We start from the raw sequence: 24,267 nt of genomic DNA, 5'->3' as shown, positions 1-24,267 counted from the left end.
CGCCGCCGCGACGGGCCGCGGCCGGGAGCGCCCGCCCCCGGCCGCCGGTTCAGCGCATGGCGCGCACGGGCCGGGAGGCGAGGACGGCCAGGCCGGTGACGGCGAGCACCAGGGCCACTCCGCCGAACATGGCGAACGTTCCGGTCCTGGCCAGCGCCCCGCACACGATGAGCGAGAGCGGGGCCGCGGCGTAGCCGAGGACCATGTCGACGGAGATGACCCGGCTGAGGACGTCCTCGGGGATGTTGCGCTGGATCCAGCTCACCCCGAAGACGCCCTGGAAGCCGATGGCGAAGCCCATGGCGAGGACGGTCAGCACCACGGCCGGGGTGCTGTGCACCAGGCCGAGGAGGGCCATCCCGGCGGCCAGCCAGCCGGCCAGCCCGGCGATGAGCAGGCCGACGCGCGGCCGGCCGCCCATCAGTCCGCCGGCGAGCGTGCCGAGCATCGCGCCGCCTGCCAGCGATCCGTTGAGCACGCCGAGCGTCGCCGAGCCGCCGCGCAGCACCTGGTCGGCGAGGGTGGCGAAGCCGACGGTGAAGGGTCCGGCGTAGCAGAAGTTGACCGCCGTGTCGAAGACGACGATGGTCCGCAGCCGGGGGTCGCGCCAGGTGTAGACCACGCCTTCGCGGATGCGGGCGCCGAGCGACGTGGCGGCGGGCTTGCCCGCCTCCGCGCCGTCGGCCGGTGCGGCGGGCGGAGCCGGCGGGCGGGGCAGGGTGCGGACGCGGGCGACGAACAGGCCGCACAGGGCGAAGCAGACCGCGTCGACGAGGAAGGCGACGGGCGCGTCGCTCATCGCGATGACCACGCCGCCGACGGCGGGCCCGGCGACGGCGGCGACCCGGCTCCCCGCGCCGAGCAGCGCGTTGGCCGGAGTGAGCAGGTCCTTCTCGACGACGGAGGGCAGGATCGAGACGCGGGCCGGCTGGAAGAAGGCGTCGACGGTGCCGAAGGCAGCCGCCGCCAGGCACAGGGCCCACACCGTCAGGTCGCCGCTCAGACCGGCGAGTCCGACGGCGGCCATCAGCGCGGCGCGGGTCCAGCTGGAGGCGACCATGAGCGTGCGGGCCGACCAGGTCCCGGTGAGCGAGCCGCCGACCAGGGTCAGCAGGGCCCGGGGCACCGCCTGGAAGGCGAGGACGTAGCCGAGGGTGAGGGTGGAGCCGGTGAGGCTGAGCGTGATCCAGGAGAAGGCGACGACGCTGAAGCCGTCGCCGAGCAGGGAGAGCGACTGCCCCGCCCACAGCAGCCGGAAGGAGCGGTGTCGGGCGGGCGTCCACAGCCGGGGGCCCGCGCGGTCTTCCAGGGTGGTGGCCATCGGTGAGCCTTTCGTCGGATCGGGTGCGGGGCAGCGTCCGGCGGGCGCGGGGCGCGCCGGACGCCGCGGTGGGGACCGGGCGGCGCGGGCCGGTCAGTAGCTCACGGGCAGGGCGGTGAGGCTCCGGTTGAGCAGGGAGGGCTGCCAGGCGTGCCCGTCGGGGTCGCGCAGGGCGAGGGCCGGGTAGTCGCGGACCACCGTGCCCACCACGGCGACGGCGACCAGGCGGGCGAGCGCCGCGCCGATGCAGAAGTGGGCCCCGAAGCCGAACCCGAGGTGGGTGGCGCCGGTGCGCCGGACGTCGAACCGGCCGGGTTCGGCGAAGCGTTCGGGGTCGCGGTTGGCGGCGGCGGTCACCAGGAAGATGCGTTCGCCCGCGCGGACGGTGTGCCCGTCCAGGTCGAGATCGCGGGCGGCGGTGCGGATCGACATCTTGGAGGGGCCGTCGAGCCGCAGCGTCTCCTCGACCGCGCCCGGCACGAGCGTGGGGTCGGCGCGGACGGCTTCGAGCTGGTCGGGTCGCTCCAGCAGGGCGAGGACGGTGTTGGCGATGAGGTTGCTGGTGGTCTCGCCGCCGGCGAACGCCATCTGGGTGAGCAGCCCGGTGAACTCCTCCTCGGTGACCGTGCGCCCCACCCGGCCGCCGCCGAGCACCGAGCTGATCAGGTCGTCCGCCGGGGCGGCGCGGCGCTCGGCGACGAGTCCGGCCAGGTAGTCCTCCAGGCTGACGAGCGCCTGGAGCGACGCCCGGTACTCGCTCTCCTCCTGGGCGGTGCCGAGCACGAGGTCGGCCACCCGGGCGTTCCAGTACCAGAACGACGGGGCGTCCTTCTGCGGGACGCCGAGCCAGCGGGCGAACACCAGCGCCGGGAGCGGTTTGGCGATGTCGGCCATCAGGTCGCCGTCCTCGCCGGGGCGGGAGCGGCGGGCCAGCAGGGCCGCGGTGGCGCGTTCGCTGAAGGTCCGGTAGCGGGCCACGGACCGGGCGGCGAACTGCTCCTGGAAGACCTGGCGCAGCCTGCGGTGCTGCGGCGGGTCGTTGAAGACCATCCAGCGCGACAGCACGGAGAAGGCGCGTTCGGCGTCCTCGCGGGCCCCTTGCGGCACGGCGTCCATCAGCGGGCGCACCCGGTCCGCGGAGACCGCGGGATGGCGCAGGCACCGCATGACCTGGTCGTAGCCGGTGACGAGCCAGGCGTGGTGCATCGGGCTCCAGTGGACCGGAGCGTGCTCGCGCAGGGAGTCGAGGTAGCCGTAGGGGTCGGCGTTGAGGTCGGCGGAGAGCAGGTAGCGCTCGGTGAACGCGGGGGCGAGTACGGGGGCGGTGGTCATCGGCCCTCCTCGGGGGCGGTGGCGACGGAGTCGAGGAGCCGGGCGATGTTCGCCGCTCTCGGACCGGCCAGTACGGACATGTGGTCGCCGTCGCTGACGTGGAGGGTGAGCCCGTCTCCGGCCACCGCGCGCCAGCGCTCGACGTAGGTCGCGTAGTCGACGTCCAGGCCCGGCATGGTGCGGCCGGCCGGCAGTCCGGCGGCCTCGCTGCCCACCACGAGGTGGACGTGTCCGGGGTAGGGCCTGACCTCGTACGCGGCGAGGGCGGCGAGCAGCGAGTGCCACACCTCGATCGGGGCGTCCTCGACGAGTGACGCCTCCGTGGGGCTCATGCCCGCGCCCAGGAGCGCGGCGGTGAGCTCGGCCGCCGCCGTGTCGCGCCGCGGGGACGGCGGCAGGCTGCGCAGCCGGTCCCGCATCCGCAGGGCCTCGCGCAGCTCGCGGGCCACGCCGGTGAGCCGGGCGCGGGCGGCCGGGTTGGGCAGGTAGGGCTCGATCAGGACGAGCGGGGCGACGCGGTGGCCGCCCTCGTGCAGTTGGGTGGCCATCTCCAGGGCGATGTTGGCGCCCATGGACCAGCCGAGGAGTTCGTGCGGGCCCTGCCCTTCGCCCTCGGCCATCTCGCCGACGTAGTTGGCGGCGATGCCGGCCACGGTGCTCGGGTCCACCCCGCCGAGCAGGCCGCGCGCCTGGAAGGCGTGCACGGGCCGGCCCGGCGGCAGGGCCCGCGCGAGCGGGACGAACCAGGCGGCGCTGCCTCCGGTGGGGTGCACGCACCACAGCGGGGCTCCCTCGCCGTCGCGCAGCCGCACCCGGGAGGTGACGGCGGCGGGCAGTTCGGCGGTGGCGGTGCGGGTCACGTGGTCGGCGAGCCGGGCGATGGTGGGGTGCTCGATCAGGTCGCCGACGGAGACGGTCAGGCCGCGGGCGGCGGCCATCAGCGAGACGCGGACCGTGGACAGCGAGCTGCCGCCGATGCGGAAGAAGTCGTCGTCGACGCCGATCCGGGAGAGGCCGAGGACTTCCCGCCAGACCTCGGCCAGCGTCTTCTCGGCGGGCGTGGCCGGGGCGACGTAGGCGATGTCGCTCTCGGCGCGGTCGGCCGGCGGCAGCGGGAGCGCCCGCTTGTCGATCTTGCCGCTGGTGTTGACCGGCATCGCGTCCAGGACGACGAAGCGGGCGGGGACCATGTAGCCGGGCAGCGAGGAGCGAAGCGCGAGGCGCAGCTCCCGGGGCTCGGCGCCCGGTGAGCCGTCCGTCACCAGGTAGGCGACGAGCGCCGGTTCGCCCGGGAGGTCGGTGCGGTGCAGCACGACGGCCTGGCGCACCTCGGGGAGCCGGCGCAGCGCGTGCTCGATCTCGCCGAGCTCGATGCGGAAGCCGCGCAGTTTGACCTGGCTGTCGCGGCGTCCGAGCCATTCCACCGTGCCGTCGGGCCGGAGCGCGCCGAGGTCGCCGGTGCGGCACAGCCGCTCGCCGGGGGCCCCGTAGGGGTCGGGGACGTAGGCGGCGGCGGTCAGGGCGGGGCGTCCGAGGTAGCCGCGGCCGACGGCCCGGCCGCCGAGGTGGATCTCGCCGGGGACGCCGACGGGGACGGGCTGGAGGTCGTCGTCCAGGACGTGGACGCGGGTGTTGCGTATCGGGCTGCCGATGGGCGGCCGTCCCCGGCCGGGGCTGAGGTCGGCGGCGACCGACCAGACGGTGGTCTCGGTGAGGCCGTAGACGTTCTGGAAGCGGCGGCCCCGGGCCCAGACGTCGGCCAGCTCCGCCGGGCAGGCCTCGCCGGCGACCTGGAGCACGCGCAGGTCGGGGAAGGCGTCTTCCCCGAGGACCGCGAGGGCGCTCGGCGGGAGCATGGCCCCGGTGACGCGCCCGCCGCGCAGGGTCTCGGCCAGGTCCGGCCCGGGGCGCAGCGCCTGCCGGGGAGCGGTCACCAGCCGGCCGCCGTTGGCGAGCGCCCAGGTGAGCTCCAGCACGGAGGCGTCGAAGCCGAACGACGCGAACTGGAGCACCCGGTCGGTGGCGAGCGGTCCGACCAGGTCGCGCTGGCCCTCCAGCATGTTGGACAGGCCGCGGTGCGGGATCGCCACGCCCTTGGGCGTGCCGGTCGATCCGGAGGTGTAGATGATGTACGCGACGGTGTCGGCGTCGGCTTCGACGGGACCGGTGGTCGGTGCCGCGGCGGGGGCCGGCAGGGGCGCGTCCGGTTCGGCGTCGAGGTGGAGCACCGGACCGTCGAAGGGTACGGTGCCCGCCAGCGGGCGCTGGGTCAGCAGCACCCGCATACCGCTGTCCCTGACCATGAACTCCAGTCGCTCGGTGGGGTGCTGGGCGTCCAGCGGCAGGAACGCGCCGCCCGAGCGCAGGACGCCGACGGCGGCGCGCACCAGGTCGCAGCCGCGTTCCGCGCAGATGCCGACGACCGTCTCCGGACCGACGCCGAGGCCGCGCAACGTCTGCGCCAACTCATCTGCCTGCTCGACCAGTTCGCCGTAGGTCAGCGTTTCGCCGCAGCCCTCGACGGCCACCGCGTTGGGGGTGCGGGCGGCGTGGACGGCGATGTGCTCGTGGAACAGGAGCGGCGAGGAGGGCAGTTCGGGGCCGCGCGCCCAGTCCTCCAGCACGGTGGTGCGCGCCGGGCCGGTCAGTGCGGGCCGGGTGACGCGGGCCTGCGGGTCGGCGACCATGGCGGCCAGTTGCGCGCACAGCACGTCGGCGAGCTGTTCGGCGGTGGCGGGCGGGACCCGGTCGGGGTCGGCGTCCAGCGTGAAGCCGTTCACGCTCGCGTTGACCAGCAGCGGGAAGAGGGTGCGGGCGATCTCCAGGGAGTCGTCCCAGGTGTCGTGCGTGAGCCGGTGGAAGTTGACGTAGTTGAAGACGGCGTCGACCAGGCCGGGTTCGGTCGGGCGCAGTTGCGCGATGCGGACCAGGGGCACGCGGCGGTGCGGCAGCATCTCCTGCTCGGTGGCGAAGACGTCCCGCAGGTAGTCGATCCAGCTGCCGCGGGGCCGGGCGACGCCGAAGGGCACGGTGTTGAGGAACAGGCCGCGCATCCGGTCCGCGTCCGGCACCTCGGGCCGGCCGTTGGTGACCAGGCCGATGCTGTGGCCGAGGGCGCTGTCGTCGCGCTGGGCGAACAGGCTCATGGTGTGGTGGAACGCGGCGATCAGCACCGTGCGCCGGGGTACGCCCGCCTCGCGGGCCAGCCGGCCGATCGGCTCGGCGAGGTCCGCGTAGGAGCGCCGCACCTCGTACAGCGGCTGCTGCCCGGCGTCGGCGTCGGCGCGCCGGGCGAAGCTCACCGGGCGCAGGTCGGCGAGGCGTCCGCGCCAGTAGTCCAGCGACGGTTCGCTGTGCAGCGCGGCCCGTTCCAGGGCCACGTACTCGGCGAAGGCCGGGGCGCTCGGCGGTCGCGGCGCGGTGCGGTGGGCGACGGCCTGCCGGTGGAGTTCGAGCAGGTCGGCGACGAGCGAGGTCAGGCTCCAGCCGTCGAGCACGACATGGCAGTCGGTGAGGACGAGGCGCAGTTCGGTGTCGGTGACGTGGTGGAGGTGGATGCGGACCAGCGGGGCGGCCGACAGGTCGAAGCGGTGGTCGAACTCCTCGTCAACGAACCGGCGCAGCCGGGCCCGCTGGTCCTCGCGGGGCAGGCCGCGCAGGTCGGTGTAGCCGACGGGCAGGTGGGCGCCGCGGTGGACGAGTTGCAGCGGTTCGCGGTAGGAGACGAGGTCGACGGAGGTGCGCAGGATGCCGTGCCCGGCGACGGCCGCGTCCACAGCGGCCTGGAACGCCGCACGGTCGAAGCCCTCCGGGACGGTGATCTTGAGGTCGGTCACGTTGTGGTACGCGCCGTGCAGCGGGTCGGCGAGCATTTCGTGCAGCATGCCCGCCTGGAGCATGGTCAGGGGGTAGGCGTCCTCCAGGCCCTCCGGCAGCCGGTCGGCGTCGGCGGGGTCCAGCTGCGTGAAGGGCGCGACGGGCTCGGGGGCCTCGCGCGCCTCGGTCGCGGCCCCGGCGAGGTCGGCCAGGGTGCGGGCGCGGAAGACGTCGGCGATGGTGAGGGCGAGGCCGCCCTGCCGGGCCAGGCCGACCACGCGCAGCGCCAGGATCGAGTCGCCGCCCAGGTCGAAGAAGTTGTCGGTGCGGCCCACGTGTTCGGCTCCGAGCACCTGCGCCCAGACGCCGGCGAGGACGCTCTCCACCGGCCCCTCGGGCGGTACGTGCCCGCCGCGGGCCGCCGCGGCCGGGGTGATGGCGGTCAGGGCGGCGCGGTCGACCTTGCCGTTGGCGGTGAGCGGCAGCCGGGGGTGGCGTACGAAGAGGGCGGGCACCATGTGGTCGGGCAGCTGGAGCCGCAGGCCCTCGCGCAGCGCCGGGGCGTCCAGCGGGCGGCCCTCGGTGGTGACGACGTGGGCGACCAGACGCGCGCCGTCGCGTTCCGGGCGGGCGACGACGGCGGCGTCGGCGACGCCGGACAGGGCGCGCAGCACGGTCTCGATCTCGCCGGGCTCGATGCGGTAGCCCCGGATCTTGACCTGGTGGTCGGCGCGGCCGACGTAGCCGAGCCGGCCGTCCCGCTCGACCCGGACCAGGTCTCCGGTGCGGTACATCCGGCCGCCCGGCGCACCGAACGGGTCGTCGAGGAAGCGCTCGGCGGTCAGCTCCGGCCGGTTGCGGTAGCCGCGGGCGACGCCGCCGCCGGAGACGTACAGCTCGCCGGTGCTGCCCGGTGGGACCAGGCGGCCCCGGGCGTCCAGGACGTAGCCGTGCTGGCCGGTCAGCGGGCGGCCGATGGGCGAGCGGACCGTTCCGCGCACGTCGTCCTCGGTGACGCGGCCGAAGGTGACGTGCACGGTGGTCTCCGTGATGCCGTACATGTTGACCAGGTCGGGCTTGGGGCCGGGGGCGGCGAACCAGTCGCGGTAGTCCCGTACGTCGAACGCGTCGCCGCCGAAGACCACCGTCCGCAGGGGCAGGTCCGCGAAGCCGGCTTCGCCGCCGGCCACCTGGGCGCGCAGGCCCTTGAAGGCGGCGGGCGTCTGGTTGAGGACGGTGACGCCCTCCTCGCGCAGCACCCGGTGCACGGCGGCCGGGTCGCGCACCTGGTCGGCGTCCAGCACGACGACGCGTCCGCCGCTGGTGAGCGGCGTCCACAGCTCCCAGACGGAGAAGTCGAAGGCCGGGGAGTGCACCTGCGTCCACACGTCCGACGGGCCGAAGTCGAAGTGGCGGTCGGCGGCGTCCAGCAGCCAGGCGAGGTTGGCGTGGGTGATTTCGACGCCCTTGGGCCGTCCGGTGGAACCGGAGGTGTAGATGACGTAGGCGAGGTCGTCCGGGGCCGGGCGGAGGTCACCGCCCGCCCCGGCCTCGTCCCGCGCCCGCAGTGCGTCGTCGTCGGCCTCCAGCGGGATGACGCCCGCGGGCAGCGCCTCGGCCGCCGCCCGGGAGGCCGCGTCGGCCACGATCCAGTCGATGCCGGCGTCCGCGACGGTGAACGCGCGGCGGGCGTGCGGGTGGGCCGGGTCCAGCGGAAGGTAGCCCGCGCCGGTCCGCCAGACGGCGAGCAGCGCGACGGCCAGGTCGGGCGAGCGCTCCAGGCAGACGCCGACGAGCGAGCCCGGCGCGACCCCGGCCGCGCGCATCCGGCGGGCCAGCGCCGAGGCCGCCGCGTCGAGTTCGGCGTAGGTCAGGGTGCGGCCGGAGCCGCTGACGGCGGCGGCGTGCGGGGTGCGGGCGATGTGCTCGGCCAGGCGCTCGGGCGCGGTACGCGGGGCGGGTGCGGCCGGGGGCCCGGCGTTGGCCGGTCCGTCGGGGCCCAGCAGTCCGGCGCGTTCCTCGGCGGTCAGCGGGTCGATGCTGCCGAGCGGGGTGTCGGGGGTGCGGCAGAACGCTTCCAGGAACGTCACGGTGTGCTGGGCGAGGGAGCTGACGGACGCGGCGTCGTAGAGGTCCGAGCGGTAGACGAAGACCAGCTCGGCGGGGCCGTGGCCGTCGCGGAGTTCGAGCGCCAGGTCGAACTTCGCGGTGGTGAGGTCGATCCGGTACGGGACGCCGTGCACACCGCCGAGGGCGAGGCCGCCCGGTTCGGCGGAGGAGTGCGTGAACAGGACCTGGACCAGCGGGTTGCGGGCGAGGTCCCGCTCCGGGCTGAGCGCGTCGACGACCTGCTCGAAGGGCAGCGTCTGGTGGGAGAAGGCGTCCAGGGCGCTCTCCCTGGTGCGGGCCAGGAAGGCCGCGGGCGTGGGGTCGTCGGACAGGTCGGCGCGGAGCACGAGGGTGTTGACGAAGAAGCCGACCAGCTGCTCGATCTCCGGGCGCTCCCGGTTGGCGACGACGGTGCCCACCGCGATGTCGTCCTGTCCGCTGCGGAAGGCGAGCGCGGCCTGGAACGCGGCCAGCACGATCATGTACGCGGTGGCGCCCGTGCGGCGGCCCAGTTCGGCCAGTTCGTCGGCGAGCGCGGCCGGCAGGGTGAGGGTGTGCGCGGCCCCGTCGCCGCCCGGGGCGTCCGGGCGGGGGTGGTCGGCGGGCAGCTCCAGGGGCGTCAGCCCCTCCAGCCGCGTACGCCAGTGCGCCAGCTCCGCCGTGTGGTCGGCACGGTCCTGCCACAGGGCGTAGTCGGTGTAGTCCAGGGGCAGTTCGGGAAGGTCCGCTACGCGGCCGGCGGTGCGGGCCGCGTACAGCTCGCCGAGGTCGCGGACGAGGAGGCCGAGGGACCACCCGTCGGAGACGATGTGGTGCATGGCGAGGACGAGGACGTGGTCGTCGTCGGCGGCGCGCACCAGGGTGGCCCGGAAGGCGGGCCGGCGGGCCAGGTCGAAGGGGCGCGTGGCGGCGCTCCGCACGGCGGCGGCCAGGAGCGCTTCGCGGTCGCCGTCGGCGGGGCCGGTCAGGTCCACCACGTCCAGGACGTCGTCCCCGGCGGGCAGCACGCGCTGGTGGGGCGTCCCGTCGTGCTCGGGGAAGACCACGCGCAGCTGCTCGTGGCGGGCGGTGAGGCCGGCGACGGCGGCGCGCAGGGCCGGCACGTCCAGCGGCCCGGCCAGCCGCCAGGCGGCGGGCAGCAGATAGGTCGCGGCGCCGGGGTCGAGCCGGTCGAGGAAGTACAGGCGGCGCTGGGCGGCGGACAGCGGCAGCCGCTCGGGCCGCTCGGCCGCCCGGACCGGGCCGTCGGCCGTGGCCGCGGCGACACCGCTCAGCCGCTGCTGGAGCAGCCGCCGGGCAGCGGGCGACAGGCCGCCGTCGCCGCGGGCGGGGGGCTGGTCGCCGTTCGGGGCCAGGGGCCCGGGACGCACGTCGGAAGTGGTCATGGGGAACTCCGTCCTCTCGCTGGGGAGAAGTCAGGGAAGGGTGTGCGGTGGTGACCCCGGGCTCAGAGGTCGGCAGTCAGGGACAGGGCGATCTCGTCGTCGGACATCTCGGAGATCAGCGCCAGCAGACGGCGCTCCACGTCGGCGGCGAGCAGCGCGACGGTCGGGTGCTCGAACAGGTCGCGGACCTGTACGGGGCAGTCGAAGGCGGTCCGCAGGCGGGAGGCGACGGAGACGGCCCGCAGGGAGTGGCCGCCGAGGGCGAAGAAGTCGTCGTGCACGCCGACCCGCGGCAGGTCCAGCACCTCGGCCCAGATCTGCGCGACGACGCTCTCCGCGGGGGTGCGCGGCCCGACGAAGGCGACGGGCGCGGGAGCGTCCGGGGCGGGCAGGGCGGCGGTGTCCAGCTTGCCCTGCACGGTGAGCGGCAGGGCGTCGAGGAGGACGAAGGCGGACGGGACGAGGTAGTGGGGCAGGTGGGCGCGGCAGTGGGCTTCCAGGGCGTCGGCCTGGAGGGCGTCGCCGGCCGCGTAGGCGACGAGCGCCGGGTCGCCGTGCAGGGTGCGGACGGTCACGGCGGCGGCCCGCACGCCCGGGTGGCGGCGCAGCACGGCCTCCGCCTCGCCGGGTTCGACCCGGAAGCCGCGGATCTTGGCCTGGGTGTCGTTGCGGCCGAGGAACTCGGTCTCGCCGGAGGGCAGTCGGCGTACGACGTCGCCGGTGCGGTAGAGCCTGCCGCCGGGCGGCCCGAACGGGTCGGGGACGAAGCGCTCCGCCGTCAGCGCCGGCCGCCCGAGGTAGCCGCGCGCCAGTTCCGGCCCGCCCAGCAGGAGTTCGCCGGGCACGCCTTCCGGTACGAGGGCGTCGCGCGCGTCGACCACGTAGGCGCGCCGGCCGCCGAGCGGCCTGCCGATGGGCACTCTGTGCCCGTCCGGGGCCCGTTCGACGCGGTGGGCGGTGGCGGAGACGACCGCCTCGGTCGGGCCGTAGGTGTTGAGGACCGGTACGCCGGGCAGGTGCGCGAACCAGCGCTCCAGCGGGTCGGCGGGCAGCGCCTCGCCGCCGGTGACCAGCAGGCGCAGTCCGGCCAGCCGGGGCGCGAGGGTGTCCAGGCGGGCGACGACCTCCTCCCAGTAGGACGGGGTGAGTTCCATGACGGTCACGCCCTCGGCGGCGACGCGGGCGGCCAGTTCGTCCACGGACCAGATGTCGTCGGGCCGCACCACGACCGCCGCCCCGGCGCCGAGCGCGGGCAGGATCTGCTCCAGCGAGGCGTCGAACGAGGTGGAGGCGAAGGTCAGCACCCGGTCGTCCCGGGTGAGGGCGAACTGCTCGCGGGCGGTGGCCGCATGGGCGTCGAGCGCGTGGTGCTCCACGCCGACCGCCTTGGGCAGGCCGGTGGAGCCGGAGGTGAAGATGACGTAGGCGAGATCGCCGGGCGCGGGGGTGTGCCGGGGCCCGTCGGGGTCCGGCGCCGCCCGCTCGACGGGGACCGTGACCGCGCCCAGCCCGGACACCAGGTCGTGGGAGGCGGCGTCGGTGACGACGTACCGCACCCCGGCCTCCGCCAGCATGAACCTGAGCCGTTCGGCGGGCAGGCGGGGGTCCAGCGGGACGTAGACGCCGCCGGCCCGCCACACGGCGAGCATCGCGGCCACCGACCGGACGCCGCGCCCGAGGCATACGCCGACCGCGTCCCGGGGCGCCGCGCCGGAGTCGGCCAGCAGGCGGGCCAGTCCGCCGGTCAGGGCGTCCAGCCCGGCGTGGTCGACCGCCTCGCCCTCGCACACGACGGCGGTGTCGGCGGGGCGTCCGCTCACCGCGAACCTCGGCGCGGTCCCCGGCGCGGGGGCGCTCTCCCCGGTCGCGGAGCCGGCGGTCGCGGAGCCGGCGGTCGCCAGCAGGTGCGCGTACTCCTCGGCGGACGTCATAGCGGCCTCGTCCACCGGGCGGCCCGGCTCGTCCAGGACGGCCCGCAGCACCCGTCCGACGTGGCGGGCGAACCGGGTGGCCGTCCCCGGGTCGAACAGGTCGGCCGCGTACTCGACGTTGAGGGCGAACCGTCCGGGAGCGACCAGGAACGTGGCCGTCAGGTCGAACTTCGCCGAACCCCACGGCAGGGCGAAGCCGTCGGCGCGCAGTCCGGGCACGGCGGGCCCGGCCGCCGGGGAGTCCTGTACGTCGACCATGACCTGGAACAACGGGTTGCGCGAGAGGTCGCGCGGCGGGCGCAACCGCTCGACGACCCGCTCGAACGGCACCTCCTGGTGGTCGAAGGCGCCGAGGACGCCGTCGCGCACCCGGTCCAGGAGGCGGGCGAAGCCGGGGCGGCCGGAGAGGTCGGTGCGCAGCACGACCGTGTTGACGAAGAAGCCGACGAGCGGCTCCAGTTCGACCCGGCCGCGACCGGCGACCGGAGTGCCCACGCACACGTCGCTCTGCCCCGACCAGCGGGACAGCACGAGCTGCGCCGCGGCGAGCAGCACCATGAAGCGGGTGGCTCCCCGCTCACGGGCGAAGGCGTCGACCCGGTCGGCCAGTCCGGCGGGCAGCTCGACCTCGACCGCGCCGCCCCGGCCGCTGAACGCCGCGGGCCGCGACCGGTCGGTGGGCAGCTCCAGGGCCGCCGCGCCGTCCAACGTCTCCTCCCAGTAGGCGAGTTGCGGTTCCAGGGCTCCGCTGTCGGCGCGGTCGCGCTGCCACACGGCGTAGTCGGCGTACTGCACCTCCAGCGGCGGCAGCACGGCCCGGCGTCCCTCGCGGCGGGCCCGGTAGTGCTGGGCCAGCTCGTCGACGAGCACGCCCTTGGACCAGCCGTCGGTGACGGCGTGGTGCAGGGCGACGACGGCCACGTGGTCGTCCTCGGCCAGCTCCCACACTCCGGCGCGCAGCAGCGGCGTCCGGGTCAGGTCGAAGCGGCGGGTGGCGAGGGCGGCGGCCCGTTCGCGTACGGCGTCCAGACGCTCCCGCTCGCTCGGGCCGTCGGGGGCCCGCTCCCAGTGCAGCGGTACGGGGACGGCGTCGCGGACCCGCTGCACGGGCCGGCCGTCGGACTCGACGAGCGCGGTGCGCAGCACCTCGTGCCGCTCGACGAGGTCGTCGAGGGCGTGCTGCCAGGCGGTGCGGTCCAGGCCGCCGCGCAGCCGCCAGCCGTAGTGGAGCAGGTAGGCGTCGCCCCGGTCGGAGGTGCGGTCCAGGAACCACAGCCGTTCCTGGGCGAAGGACAGCGGGAGCGGCTTCGTCCGGTCGGCGGGGACCACCGCGTCGGCTCCGGCGGAGGGGCGGGCGGCGGCGACGCGCGGGGCGAAGGTGCGCACGGTGGGGTTCTCGAAGACGGTGCGCAGCTCGATGTCGCGTCCCAGGTGCTGGGCGACCCGGGAGACGGCCATCGTGGCGAGCAGCGAGTGGCCGCCCAGGTCGAAGAAGCTGTCGTCGATGCCGATCCGCTCCAGGCCGAGGACGTCGGCCCAGATGTCGGCGACGGTCCGCTCGGTGTCGTCGCGCGGCGCCACGTAGCCGGTGGCGGAGCCGGAGCGGGCGTGGGCGGGGTCGGGCAGCGCGGAGCGGTCGAGCTTGCCCCCGACGCCGACCGGCAGCGCGTCCAGGACGACGAACTCGGAGGGGACGGCGTAGTGCGGCAACTGGCGTGCGCACCAGGCGCGCAGGGCGACGCGCTCGACGCCCGCGCCGGTGTCCTGCCCGGCTTCCCCGGCGGGTGCGGCGGGCACCACGTAGCCGACGAGGGTGCGTCCGGTGGCCCGGTCCGGCCGTACGGCCGCGGCGGCGACGTCGGGGCAGGCGCGCAGCACCGACTCGACCTCGCCGAGTTCGATCCGGAAGCCCCGGATCTTGACCTGGTCGTCGCGGCGGCCGAGGAACTCCAGCTCTCCGGCGGGCGTCCAGCGGACCAGGTCGCCGGTGCGGTAGAGGCGGCTGCCGGGCGGACCGGCCGGGTCGGGGGTGAAGCGCTCCGCCGTCAGGGCGGGCCTGCGGAGGTAGCCGCGCGCCACCTCCGTGCCGCCGATGAGGAGTTCGCCGCTCACGCCGACGGGGACCGGTTCGCCGTCCGGGTCGACGACGTGGACCCGCCGTCCGCCCAGGGGCCGCCCGATCGGCACGGTCCCGCCGGGCGGGCCGTCGGTCTCGTGGGTGGTGGCCGTGACGGTCGTCTCGGTGGGCCCGTAGGCGTTGCAGACCCGCACCCCGGGCACGGCGGCGTGCCAGGCGGCGAGGGTGTCGGCGGGCACGGCCTCGCCGCCGAGGACGAGCAGGCGCAGCGAGGCGAGGGCGGACGCCTCGCGGCGGCCGAGCGAGAGCGTGAGCTCGGACCAGTAGGTGGGCGGGACGTTGACGACGGTGAGGCCGTGCTGCCGTACGACTTCGGGGACGCGGGTCGGCAGCCACGGCTCGTCCGGGCGGACGACGACGGTGGCGCCCGAGGTGAGCGCGGGCAGGACCTGGTCGAGGGAGGCGTCGAAGGAGAACGAGGCGAACGCGAGGACCCGGTCGTCGGCGGTGATGCCGAGCCGGTGCCGGAACGCCGCCACATGGGAGGCGAGCGCGGCGTGCTCGACGCCGACGGCCTTCGGCCGCCCGGTGGAGCCGGACGTGAAGATGACGTGGGCCAGTTCGCGCGGGTCGGGGAGGTGCCGGGGGCCGTGGGCCGAGGGGGCGACCATGTCGACGCGGACGGTCACGGGGGCCAGCGCGGCGGCGTCCTCGGCGGTGGCGGCGTCGGCGACGACACAGGCCAGACCGGCCTCCTGGGCCATGAACCGCAGCCGCTCGGCGGGCAGTTCGGGATCGAGCGGTACGTAGGCCCCACCGGCCCGCCAGACGCCCTCGATGGCGGCGACCGACCAGAGCCCGCGCCGCAGCAGCACCCCGACCGGACTGCCGGGCCCGGCCCCGGCGTCGACCAGGGCACGGGCCAGTCCGCCGGTCATGCCGTCCAGGCCGGCGTACGTGACGCTGTCGTCGCCGCAGATCAGCGCGGTCGCCCCGGGCTCGCCGCGGAAGCCGAGCGGGCGGTCGGGGACGGCCGGGACGTCGGGCGACCGGCTCCACTCGGCGCGCGGCAGGGCCGGCGTACGGGCGGCGGTGGCGGGCAGGGCGCGCAGCAGGTCCCGTACCGGGGTGCGGGGGTCGGCGACGACGGCCCGCAGCAGCGCGGTGTAGGCGTCGGCGAAGGCCCGCATCGTGGCGGGGTCGAACAGGGCGGTGGCGTACTGGAGGATGGCGGCGATGCCGCCGTCGGTCCGCAGGGTCAGGTCGAGGAAGACGTCCAGGTGCGTCTCGGCGAGCGGCGGAGGCACCAGCTCCACGTCCAGGCCCGGCATCCGCACCGGCTTGAGCGCGGAGTTGAGCAGCGTGAACGACGCCTGGGCCAGCGGATGGCGGGACAGGTCGCGCTCCCCGCCGACGGCTCCCACCACGCGCTCGAAGGGCGCTTCGGCGTGCGAGAGGTCCTGAAGGACGCGGGTGCGCACCCGCTCCAGCAGCTCGCCGAAGCCGGGCCCGCCGGAGAGGTCGGTGCGCAGGACGACGGTGTTGACCAGCGGACCGACGACGTTCGCGGCCCCCGCGCCGGCGCGGTCGGCCATGGTGCTGCACACGGCGACGTCGGTGCGGCCGGTCCAGTGGCCGAGGAGGGCCTGGTAGACGGTGAGCAGCAGCATGTACCGGGTGGCGCGGTGGCCGCGGGCGAGGCTGTCGACGCCGGCGACGAGGTCGGCGGGCAGGGTGAAGCGGACGACGTCGCCGGAGCCGTCCCACACGCGGGGCCGGGGCCGGTCGCCGGGCAGGTCCAGCGGGGCCAGGCCGGCGAGCCGTTCGCGCCAGTAGGCGAGCAGCCGCTCCATCCGCGCCCCGGAGAGCCGCGCGGTCTGGGCTTCGGCGAGGTCGGCGTACCGCGTGGCGGGCGGGGCGGGGCTCTCGCCCCGGTAGCCGGCGGCCAGTTCCTCCAGCAGCACGCCCCACGACCAGCCGTCGACGGCGATGTGGTGCACCTCGACGAGCAGAAGGTGCTCGTCGGGCGCCACCCGGGCGAGGGCGGCCCGCACGGGATGCTGGACGGAGAGGTCGACGGGCCGCCCGAGGCAGCGCGCGAAGAGGTCGGCGGGCCCCTCGGCCTCGACCCGCTCCAGGGCGATCCCGCCGGGCGGGTCGACGACCGGCACGGGCTCGCCGCCGACCGCCGCGAACCGGGTGCGCAGCACCTCGTGCCGCGCCACGATCCCGTCCAGGGCCCGCGCGAGGCGCGCCTCGTCGAGCGGGCCGGTGATGCGCAGGACGAGGGGCAGCATCGAGCCGGCGGAGGTGCCGGCGAGCTGATCCAGGAACCACAGCCGCCGCTGCGCGAAGGATGCCGTAAGGGTGTCGCCGCCGTTCCGAGCCCCTTCGGGGGCCGCGCCTGCTGTCACTGTGAGCCTCCAAGCGGTGTTTTCCAGCAGCCTGCCGGGGACCGCGTGGAGGCCATAGGGAAGAAGACGCAGCACTGGCGGCAGCACGCACTGCGCGAACTGGCCTGGGGGCGTGGCGGGGAGGGGGCTGCGTGGCGAGAGTTGCGGGCGGACGGTTCACGCGCGTACGGCAGAAGGGCCGTGCTCCTGCACTCGGGTGCGACAGCTCGTGCGTCGGGTAGGCTTTCCGGCGCTGCGCACCTTCCCGGAGGGTACGCGTACAGAGTTCATGCGCCGTTCCGCGGCATGTGAGTAATGGCTGGTGTATCACCGCATGGTTTCACGCGGTGTGTGAGCGGATGCCCGGTGGGCTGTCCCCCACCATTCCTGCTCACCGCCGAGGAGTGGTCCCGTATGAACCCTGTCGAGTACACGTCTGCGCGTCGCATCTGGTTCCGCAAGGTCCTGATGGACGTCGCCGTCGGTGTCGTCGCCAATCTCGTGGTGGCGGCCGTGGCGGCGGCAGCGCACCTGCTCTTCTGAAGCAGGCGGGTGGCGGGCCCGGAGAGCCCGCCACCCCACTCCTCAACCGGTCAGAACAGCTTCAACTCGTCTTTCTCCTTGAGCTGCTTGGCCTTCTTCCTCCGGGCGTTGCGCGACCTGCTTCCCCTCGCCGGGCGCGCTTGGTGCGGCACCCGGGCCTCGGGCGGAAGGCTTTCCCAGGTCGGGCGGAGACCGTGGATCTCGATATCGCCCACCAGCGACCTGAGATAGTCCCGCGTCTCCTTGTCACTGGAATAGAGAACCGTCGCGCGGCTGGCACGGGTCAGCAGTACGTGATAGGCGTTGCGGATACAGCGGGCGAACGCCTCGTCGTCGGTCCCGGTCTTCCTGCACACCTCCGTGTCGAGGGATCCGGGCTCGATGACGTGCTGCGTTCCGGTGTCCTTGTCCTTGCGCTTCTTGCCTCGCCGGAACACCCATTTGTCGGTGCGCCAGACCATGTCGTCGCCCATGATCACTCCGCACCAGTCCCATTCGAGTCCCTGCGCCGTGTAGATGCAGCCGATCTGACCGAAGCCGGCATCATGCACCGACCAGATTTTCGACGGCGGTTCGCCCCCCGCGCAGAAGGACTCGCTCGACGCGTTCCACGGGCGGTGCCAGTCGCCGATACGAACGTCGGCGACAAGCTTCCTCGCCTCGTCGGGAGGGCTCCAGGGCCAGCAGAACCCGGCTACCATCCGGGCGGACGCCCCGGAATCGAACTCGGTGCGGAGAATGTCCTCCAGTTCGTCCGGGGTGTCCACCACCTCGATGTGCATCAGGCCGTCGGGCGTCCAGAGACCCGGCCGTCCACCCGAGAGACCCAGAAGGTCACGCACCCAGCGGATGTAGGCGTCGCTCCCTCCGCACCGGTACTGCTCCTGGAGATGGTAGGAGCGCGCCACCACCCCCCGGCGGCCGGCCGCATCCTTGATCACGTCCACGGTGCCCACCTCATTGGGGCGCAAGGACTGGCTCTCGTCCAGAAGGAACACCGTCAGCCGTGACGCGTCCAGCAACTCGTCGATCTGAGCTTTCGTCCCTTGTTTCTCGGAAGCCCAGAACCGGTTGAACGAACGCTCTCTCAGCCGGTGCGCCTCGTCGCAGATCAGTACGTCGAGCGGTTCTTCAGGAGGGGTGACGAAGTTGCTGAAGTAGGTGAAGCTCTCTTTGAACTCACGGTCTCCGTACCCCACATGCTCCTGCATCGCTCCATTGAAGGCTCGCGATCCGCTCGCGTACATCACCGTACGACCGGCTGCCTCGAACTCGGCCTTGAGCTGGAGGCCGATAGCGCTCTTGCCCGTTCCCGCGCCACCCGTGACGAGAAAGACGGCACGGCGCGGATTCTGAACGAGAGCGTCCGCCGCAGGGTCGTCCAGTACGTGCACTGCGGCCTCGAGCACGTCGTCCGCGACCCTCTTCTGACGGCCCCGCAGAGTGAAGACCGTGTCTTCGCCGTTGGATTTGATCATGGCGTCGAGCAACGGGGTGTTCCGCAGATTCATACGGCTCAGCAGGATCTCCGCAGCGGAAGGATGCTCGTCCGCCGTGAAGTGCTGGCGGAGGTCTTCCTGGAGCTTGTTCCTGCTGTCCTTGGTGTAGGTGCGGGCATAGGAACCGGTCGGAGCGTCGATGCCCAGCAGGGGTCGTACGGACTCATCCGTGGCGTTGTGGAGGTAGGTGAATCCACCGCATTCGAACCGCAGGCCGTGCAGTGGGCCAGTGGCGCCCGTGAAGAGTTCATAGTATTCGCGCAGTTGGAGAGCCGGATGCCTCTTCACGTCGTCGATTCCCGGAATGTGTACCAGGTCGGCGGTCGCCTTCTCCACGCGGGTGACGGTCGACCAGCGTTTCAGTTCCACGAGCTGGACGGAGATGTCGCCGTCCGCCGGGTGGCGCCCCGCCAGGACCACGTCGATCTGACGACTCCGGTCCGAACGTTCCGGGTCGTCGACGGTTGCCGAGCACTCGACGATCATCTCCACGTTGCCGCGGTCGGCGGCCACCAGGTCCCTCGCCAACTCGATGAGGCTTTCCGCCCAGGCCGTGCGTTCACCGAGCGAGGCTTTCTCTCCTCGGAAGTGCACCCATCGGGCGGCCAGGTGAGGCACCATGCGGCGCCGTGAATCGAGAGTGAGCAGGTCTTTCGCCGACAACCGCAGCAGCAGCATGGACAAGGTGGTTTCCCCAGGGCACGAGTGACTCGTGCGGGTGGGGGCATGTCCACAGGGGAAGCCCGTCGGGCCGCAACCGGTACGGCGATCCTAAGGGCTGTCCCACAACTACTGGTCATGGGTGAAATGATCTTGGCCTGGCTGGTGTGGTCACGGCGTCTTAGTCGACATGGATATGTCCTGTTCACCGGACCGAGCCCACGCCGCCTCAGCGACTTGCTGACCGCGAGGCGCTCCACCGATCACCGACTCGTCATCGATGCCGACGCCCACCTGGTCGTGGTGGGCGACCTCAGGCAGGTACCCCACTCTCGTTCGCCAGCGGGGGCGGCGTGTGCCGCGGCCACTCCGCGCCCACCTGTTCCACTACAGCAGCGCGGAACGCTTCCAACAGGACGCATCCGGGATACGTCCCGAATGTTCCGTACTTCCAGCGGTAGTAGCAGGACCAGTAGCTCACCACGCGCCGCTCCGTGCGCGCGAAGAAGGCTGGATTCCGAGCGATGAACTCTCCGTAGAGTCGGCGCTGGGCCGATCCAGGGATCGCGAGCCCGGGAAGGCCCCGGCCGATCGCCTCAAGGATCTCCAGCACATATTCCCCGGCCAACTGCACCACGAACGGGACCACCCACGGCTCCCCCGACGCCACAAGCTGCTCGAGGTGCCGTTGGCGAACATGGCCCTCGTGGTGCCGGGAGTACAGGCAGTGCAGAATCACCTGGCGGGTTCCGGTCGGGTCCCACTCCACGTCGGCGCCCGGTTCCTCGTTGTAAATGCGCGACGGGATGGCGAAGGTCTCTCCCTGCACCTCGACCTGGAAGGGCATCATTGGTGCGATCCGGGGCTCCGGCATGACCGCCAGAACTTTCCGCACATCATCGGCGAGACGGGTCGGAAAGGCCGCCAACAGGGCATGGGCGACGTTCGATGGATCCTGAGGCAACTGCACAACAGGAGGATAGGCGGCGAACCTCTCGGTCTCTCAACCGCCCGCCAAAGGGCTGTCATCACGTACGCGCGCACCTCGCCGGTCCGTGACAGTCGTGCCGACGCCGTCTTCGGGACGGCCCGCGCTCCGCTCCGTCGCCTTGCGGTGTCAGACCGTGACGATCGCCCGCGTCGCCCCCACCAGTTCCCGCAGCTTCTGCCGCGTCTCCGGATCGGTGGAGTAGACGACGGTCCCGATCATTCCTCTGGTCAGCAAGACCTTGTAGGTGTTGCGGATCAGGCGGTCGACATCCGCGCCCGACGGGGCCTTCTTGAAGACGGGATCCTCGGATGACGCACGATCGGTGATCCACCTGTCTCCACGCCAGATCAGATCCGGCCCGATGATCACTCCCGACCAGTCGTACTCGAAGCCCTGCGCCGTGTAGACGCACCCCACCTGGCCGAAACCAGCCGGGTCGGTAGCCCACAGAGCCGACGGGGGCGCACCGGAGACGGACCGCTCGCCTCTCAGGTTCCAGGGACGGGCCCAGTCGCCGATGACGATGTCCGCCACGAGCGGGTCACCCGGTTTGGGCTCCTTCGACCATGGCCAGCAGTAGCCTGCGGACAGCCGCGCGCCATAGCCCTGGGCAAAGCGCCCTTCCAGGAACGCTTCCATCTCCCGCGGACTGTCAGCGACCATGAGCCGCATGCGGTCGTCGGGGTCCCACACGACCGGACCTCCCGGCTCGAGACCCAGGAGTCGTACGACCCAGCGGAGGTAGGCGCCGCTGCCACCGCAGCGGAACTGGCTGTCGAGCGGCACCACACGGCACGCGAGTCCCTTCTTCGCGGCGGCGGCCTCGATCTCGGCCACCGTGCCCATCTCTCCGGGCCGCACCACCTGATGCTCGTCGAGGAGGAAGACCGGCACGCGGGCGACGTCGATCAGTTCCTCCATCTGCCGCTTGCCGGTGCGGTGCACGGCAGCGGTGTAGCGGTTGGCGGATGTTTCGCGGATTCGGTGGGCCTCGTCGCAGATCAGGACGTCGAGAGCGTTCTTCTCTGCGGTCATGAAGCTGTTGAAGTACTTGAAGAGGTCCTGCACCTCACGCCTTCGCGCTCCCGCGACCTTGCGCATCGTCTTCGTGAAGGACTGGGAACCGGTGGCGTGCAGAGCGGGGACGCCCCGACGGAAGAGTTCGCCGAGCAAGGACAGAGCGATGACGCTCTTGCCCGTGCCGGGTCCCCCCGTGACGATCACGACCTCCTTGTGATCGGACCGTTTGGCCCGGCTGACGGCATTGAGCACCATGCGGTAGGCGACCTGCTGCTGGTCGAGCAGAACGAACTGCTCACGGTCACGGACCTCGTCGGCGGCGACGGCCATCAGTTGCCTGGAAGGGACGGGCCTTCCCCGAAGAAGTTCGTCGGCGGCGGACGCGCCGGCGTGTTCGGTGCTCAGCCTGGTGCGCAGATGGTCGAGGAGTGCTCCTCGGCGCTCGGCCGTGAACAGCGTTCCGTGTTCGTCGAATGCGAGCTCACGCAGCGCGGCGACGCCGGATTCGGCGGCGTTGTGGAGGTAGGCCACTCCGTTGATCCGACCGGGATGGGCGGCGAGGGCCCCGTTGAAGTTCACGAGGTACTCGCAGTACCTGCGCACCTGCTCGACCGGGGTGAGCACGGGATGCGTATAGCTGTCGACGCGGCACAGGGCGGGGTCGTCCTCCTCCGGCTCCGCCTGACTCCACTGCTTGAGCTCCACCACGACATACGACGGCTCGCCGGTCACCGGGTGCACGCCTGCCAGGACGGCGTCCGCGCGCTTGCTGTTGAGCGGCAGCGCGTACTCGAGCATGACCTCGACGTCCCCGAGCCCCGCCTCGTTCAGGACGTCCATGAGCGCCGGGATGCTGCGTTCCCAGGAGCGGCTCTCGGAGGCCGTGGGCCGGTAGCCGTGCATGTGAAAGAACTGCTCGGTGAGATGCAGGAACAGCGAGCTGTCCATCGCCGCAGCCGCCACGGACTTGGCTGATGCACGGAACAACAAGGTCTTCCCCCAGGCAGCACGAAGTGACTCGTGCGGGTGGGGGCGTGTCCTTCGAGACTCCACCGGAGCGGAGCGGAAGCCCGTCGGGCCGCGATGACGATGCGTCCGAGACTACCTGGCCCGATCGTGGCGGCAGCGGGCGTCCGAAGTACACAGCCGCGCGTCGTCGAGGACCTTCGGGACAGGGCGCGGGGCACCCCACCCCGCACCGCGACCGCCGTACGTGACGGCGCACCGTCCTCACCGGTCGGGCCGGGCCCCGTCGTGCGGGCCCGGCCCGGCCCCGGTCGGGGCGGTCGCGGTGCGGGGGTGTCGGGCCGGTGCTATCGGGCGGCGAGGTTCAGGCCGAGGGCGGCGATCCGCAGCGAGCGGGTGCTGGCGTCGACGCCGGTCGTCGTGAAGCGTCGGGCGCCCAGGGTGTCGGTCACGAAGTCGCGGACCTCCGGGGGCTGCTGGGAGAGGTTGTCCAGCAGTTCCTGGGGCACTTCCACCGCGCCGTTGTACGCGCGGGGCTTGTCGTCCAGGCCGTCGGCACGGGAGAACTGCCGCAGCGGGTCCACCGTCTGCAGGGTCAGCTTCAGTGTGGCCCCGCTCCGGAACCGGAGATTCAGCGGCGTCGCGCCGGTGGCCGTGCGGAAGCCGGGCGCCTCGGCGCTGTAGCCGTCGCCGTTCCCCGCGTACGAGTGGGGCGACGGCGGGGCCAGGGTGTCCGTCGAACGGTCCTCGGGCGTGTTGTCGAGCTTTCGGCCCCGCAAGGGCTGCCCGGTGGGGGTGAAGGACCAGGCGGAGGCGCGGATCTCCTTGCGCCAGAGGCCCGTCGCTCCGTCCTTCACGCCCTCCACGCGCAGCTCTCTGGCGTCCGGGCGGGGGCCGGTCTTGTGGATGGAGATGCGGTCGGTCATCTCGCCGGGCACCTTCGGCTGGCGGACCCAGTCCTGTGCGGGGAGCTGCACGGCGGCGTAACGGGGGTCGATGCGCTCCAGGAGCAGGTTCGGCGCGGTGGGCAGGCCGCTCTGGTCCTCGTAGGAGTAGCGGAAGAAGACGGAGTTGCCGCCGGACATGTCGAAGTCGTAGAGCCGGGTGTACAGGTCGCCGTAGCGGTTGGTCACGAACACGGTGGAGCCGCTGGCCGACAGTCTCGCCGCCTGGAAGCGCCCGCCCAGCGGGGTGCGGAGCTCGTAGCTGTGGTCGCTCGGCAGCCAGGGGTCCAGGTAGGTGATCCGGCTTCCGTCGCCCGAGAGCGCGTAGACGTGGCTGACCTTGGCGGGCTCGATCTCGTGCGGCTTGCCGATGGCGTCGGTCCAGCGCACGTCCTCGGCCGGCGAGATCACCGACCAGGACCAGTCCACCGTCGCGTCCGGCAGCGTGGTGCCGCTGCCCAGCCAGATGGGCGGGCCGAACCTGCTGGTCCAGTTCCACAGGCGGGGCTCGTTCATGGCGTGGTCCATGGTGAAGACCCGGCCTTCGCCGTCGACGGCGACGAGTTCGTCGTCGTCGGCGGAGATCCCGGTGATCCGCCCGTCGAGGCAGTCCGGAACGGGGGCGACGCGCCAACCGCCGCTCAGCCCGGCCGGCTTGGTGTACACGCTGCCGTCCGCCAGGGCGAACGACCACACACGGTTGAAGGTGCCCCGTGTGTCCCTGAGGTGAACTTGATCGGGTAATTGTGTGTCGGCCGGGGCGGGTCGCAGGTCCTCGAATCCGTCGGTTCCGCCGGCCGGCAGGTCGGGGGCTCCGGCGGTGCCGATCGGTGAGCATTTCCCAGCCTGTGCGCGTGCGCCGGCCGGCGGGGCCGCCGCCACGGTTCCGGCGACCAGGACGGCCAATGCGAAGACGGCTGACCGGCGTTTCGACATCTTTGTGCCCACGTTATTCCTTTCGTTCGGGGACCCGCCCGGGGCGGAAATCCGGAGGATGGGAAAAGGCAAGTTACCAGCGGGAAACATGCGGTGGGGCCCACATCTCGAATGCGCCCGCCCCACACCCCCTCTCCGGCGGGCGGCGGACCGCGGCGGCCATGGGGCATCCCTGCGGGCGGAGGCGGCCGGGCGGGCCGGCGGACACCCCCGCGCACTCCGCTCCGACGGAGCCTTCGCGAGACCCAACTGCTCATTGAGCATGAGCACTTCAAGTGACGCGCAACGGCGTCACGGCCCCGCCCCACCCTCCGCCGCCGCGTCCAACCCGCGTCCGGGACCGG

At 73.2% G+C, this 24,267-nt stretch carries 9 protein-coding genes; 1 reads left to right on the top strand and 8 read right to left on the bottom strand.

Translation table 11 applies throughout. The features are described from left to right. Positions 1-49: 49 nt before the first annotated feature. The 4 genes from EES43_RS23620 to EES43_RS23605 form a co-directional block, all read right to left on the bottom strand. The gene (locus EES43_RS23620; protein WP_124270575.1) at positions 50-1,321 is read right to left on the bottom strand and encodes an MFS transporter; all 1,272 of its coding nucleotides are present in this window, start codon (positions 1,319-1,321) and stop codon (positions 50-52) included. Positions 1,322-1,414: 93 nt separating this feature from the next. After that, entirely contained in the window at positions 1,415-2,653 is a 1,239-nt protein-coding gene (locus tag EES43_RS23615) for a cytochrome P450 (protein ID WP_124270574.1), read from the bottom strand. Continuing rightward, positions 2,650-9,963: a non-ribosomal peptide synthetase gene (locus EES43_RS23610; RefSeq protein WP_124270573.1), complete on the bottom strand. Its 7,314-nt coding sequence runs from the start codon at positions 9,961-9,963 to the stop codon at positions 2,650-2,652. The genes EES43_RS23615 and EES43_RS23610 overlap by 4 nt, the downstream gene beginning before the upstream one ends. 62 nt (positions 9,964-10,025) lie before the next feature. Then, positions 10,026-16,385, bottom strand: a complete 6,360-nt coding sequence (locus tag EES43_RS23605) for a non-ribosomal peptide synthetase (protein ID WP_124270572.1) — start codon at positions 16,383-16,385, stop codon at positions 10,026-10,028. Positions 16,386-16,778: 393 nt separating this feature from the next. Here EES43_RS23605 and EES43_RS31510 point away from each other — a divergent pair, with 393 nt between their 5' ends. Continuing rightward, on the top strand, positions 16,779-16,907 hold the full coding sequence (locus EES43_RS31510; protein WP_241192512.1) for a DUF6408 family protein: 129 nt from the start codon (positions 16,779-16,781) through the stop codon (positions 16,905-16,907). 50 nt (positions 16,908-16,957) lie between these two features. Here the strand turns inward: EES43_RS31510 and EES43_RS23600 are convergent, their stop codons facing one another. From EES43_RS23600 to EES43_RS23585, 4 genes are all read right to left on the bottom strand, one after another. Then, a complete protein-coding gene (locus EES43_RS23600) occupies positions 16,958-19,084 on the bottom strand; it encodes a DUF2075 domain-containing protein (protein WP_124272129.1) in 2,127 nt (708 codons plus the stop codon). A gap of 295 nt (positions 19,085-19,379) precedes the next feature. Continuing rightward, positions 19,380-20,036, bottom strand: coding sequence for a hypothetical protein (locus tag EES43_RS23595; RefSeq protein ID WP_206430110.1), 657 nt, complete (start codon positions 20,034-20,036; stop codon positions 19,380-19,382). Positions 20,037-20,183: 147 nt separating this feature from the next. After that, positions 20,184-22,067 (bottom strand): DUF2075 domain-containing protein, encoded by a 1,884-nt coding sequence (locus tag EES43_RS23590; RefSeq protein ID WP_124270571.1) that lies wholly within the window; start codon positions 22,065-22,067, stop codon positions 20,184-20,186. A gap of 323 nt (positions 22,068-22,390) precedes the next feature. Beyond that, positions 22,391-23,683: a hypothetical protein gene (locus EES43_RS23585; RefSeq protein ID WP_124270570.1), complete on the bottom strand. Its 1,293-nt coding sequence runs from the start codon at positions 23,681-23,683 to the stop codon at positions 22,391-22,393. Positions 23,684-24,267: the final 584 nt, after the last annotated feature.

Source organism: Streptomyces sp. ADI96-02 (assembly GCF_003846185.1).
Classification (GTDB): domain Bacteria; phylum Actinomycetota; class Actinomycetes; order Streptomycetales; family Streptomycetaceae; genus Streptomyces.
Note: the sequence above shows the minus strand (reverse complement) of the source record. Positions and strands in the feature narration are given on the sequence as shown.

Bases quoted from the DNA above. Each gene is read 5' to 3' on its own strand.
- EES43_RS23620 (WP_124270575.1), bottom strand. From the start codon at position 1,321: ATGGCCACCACCCTGGAAGACCGCGCGGGCCCCCGGCTGTGGACGCCC.
- EES43_RS23615 (WP_124270574.1), bottom strand. From the start codon at position 2,653: ATGACCACCGCCCCCGTACTCGCCCCCGCGTTCACCGAGCGCTACCTG.
- EES43_RS23610 (WP_124270573.1), bottom strand. From the start codon at position 9,963: ATGACCACTTCCGACGTGCGTCCCGGGCCCCTGGCCCCGAACGGCGAC.
- EES43_RS31510 (WP_241192512.1), top strand. From the start codon at position 16,779: ATGAACCCTGTCGAGTACACGTCTGCGCGTCGCATCTGGTTCCGCAAG.
- EES43_RS23600 (WP_124272129.1), bottom strand. From the start codon at position 19,084: ATGCTGCTGCTGCGGTTGTCGGCGAAAGACCTGCTCACTCTCGATTCA.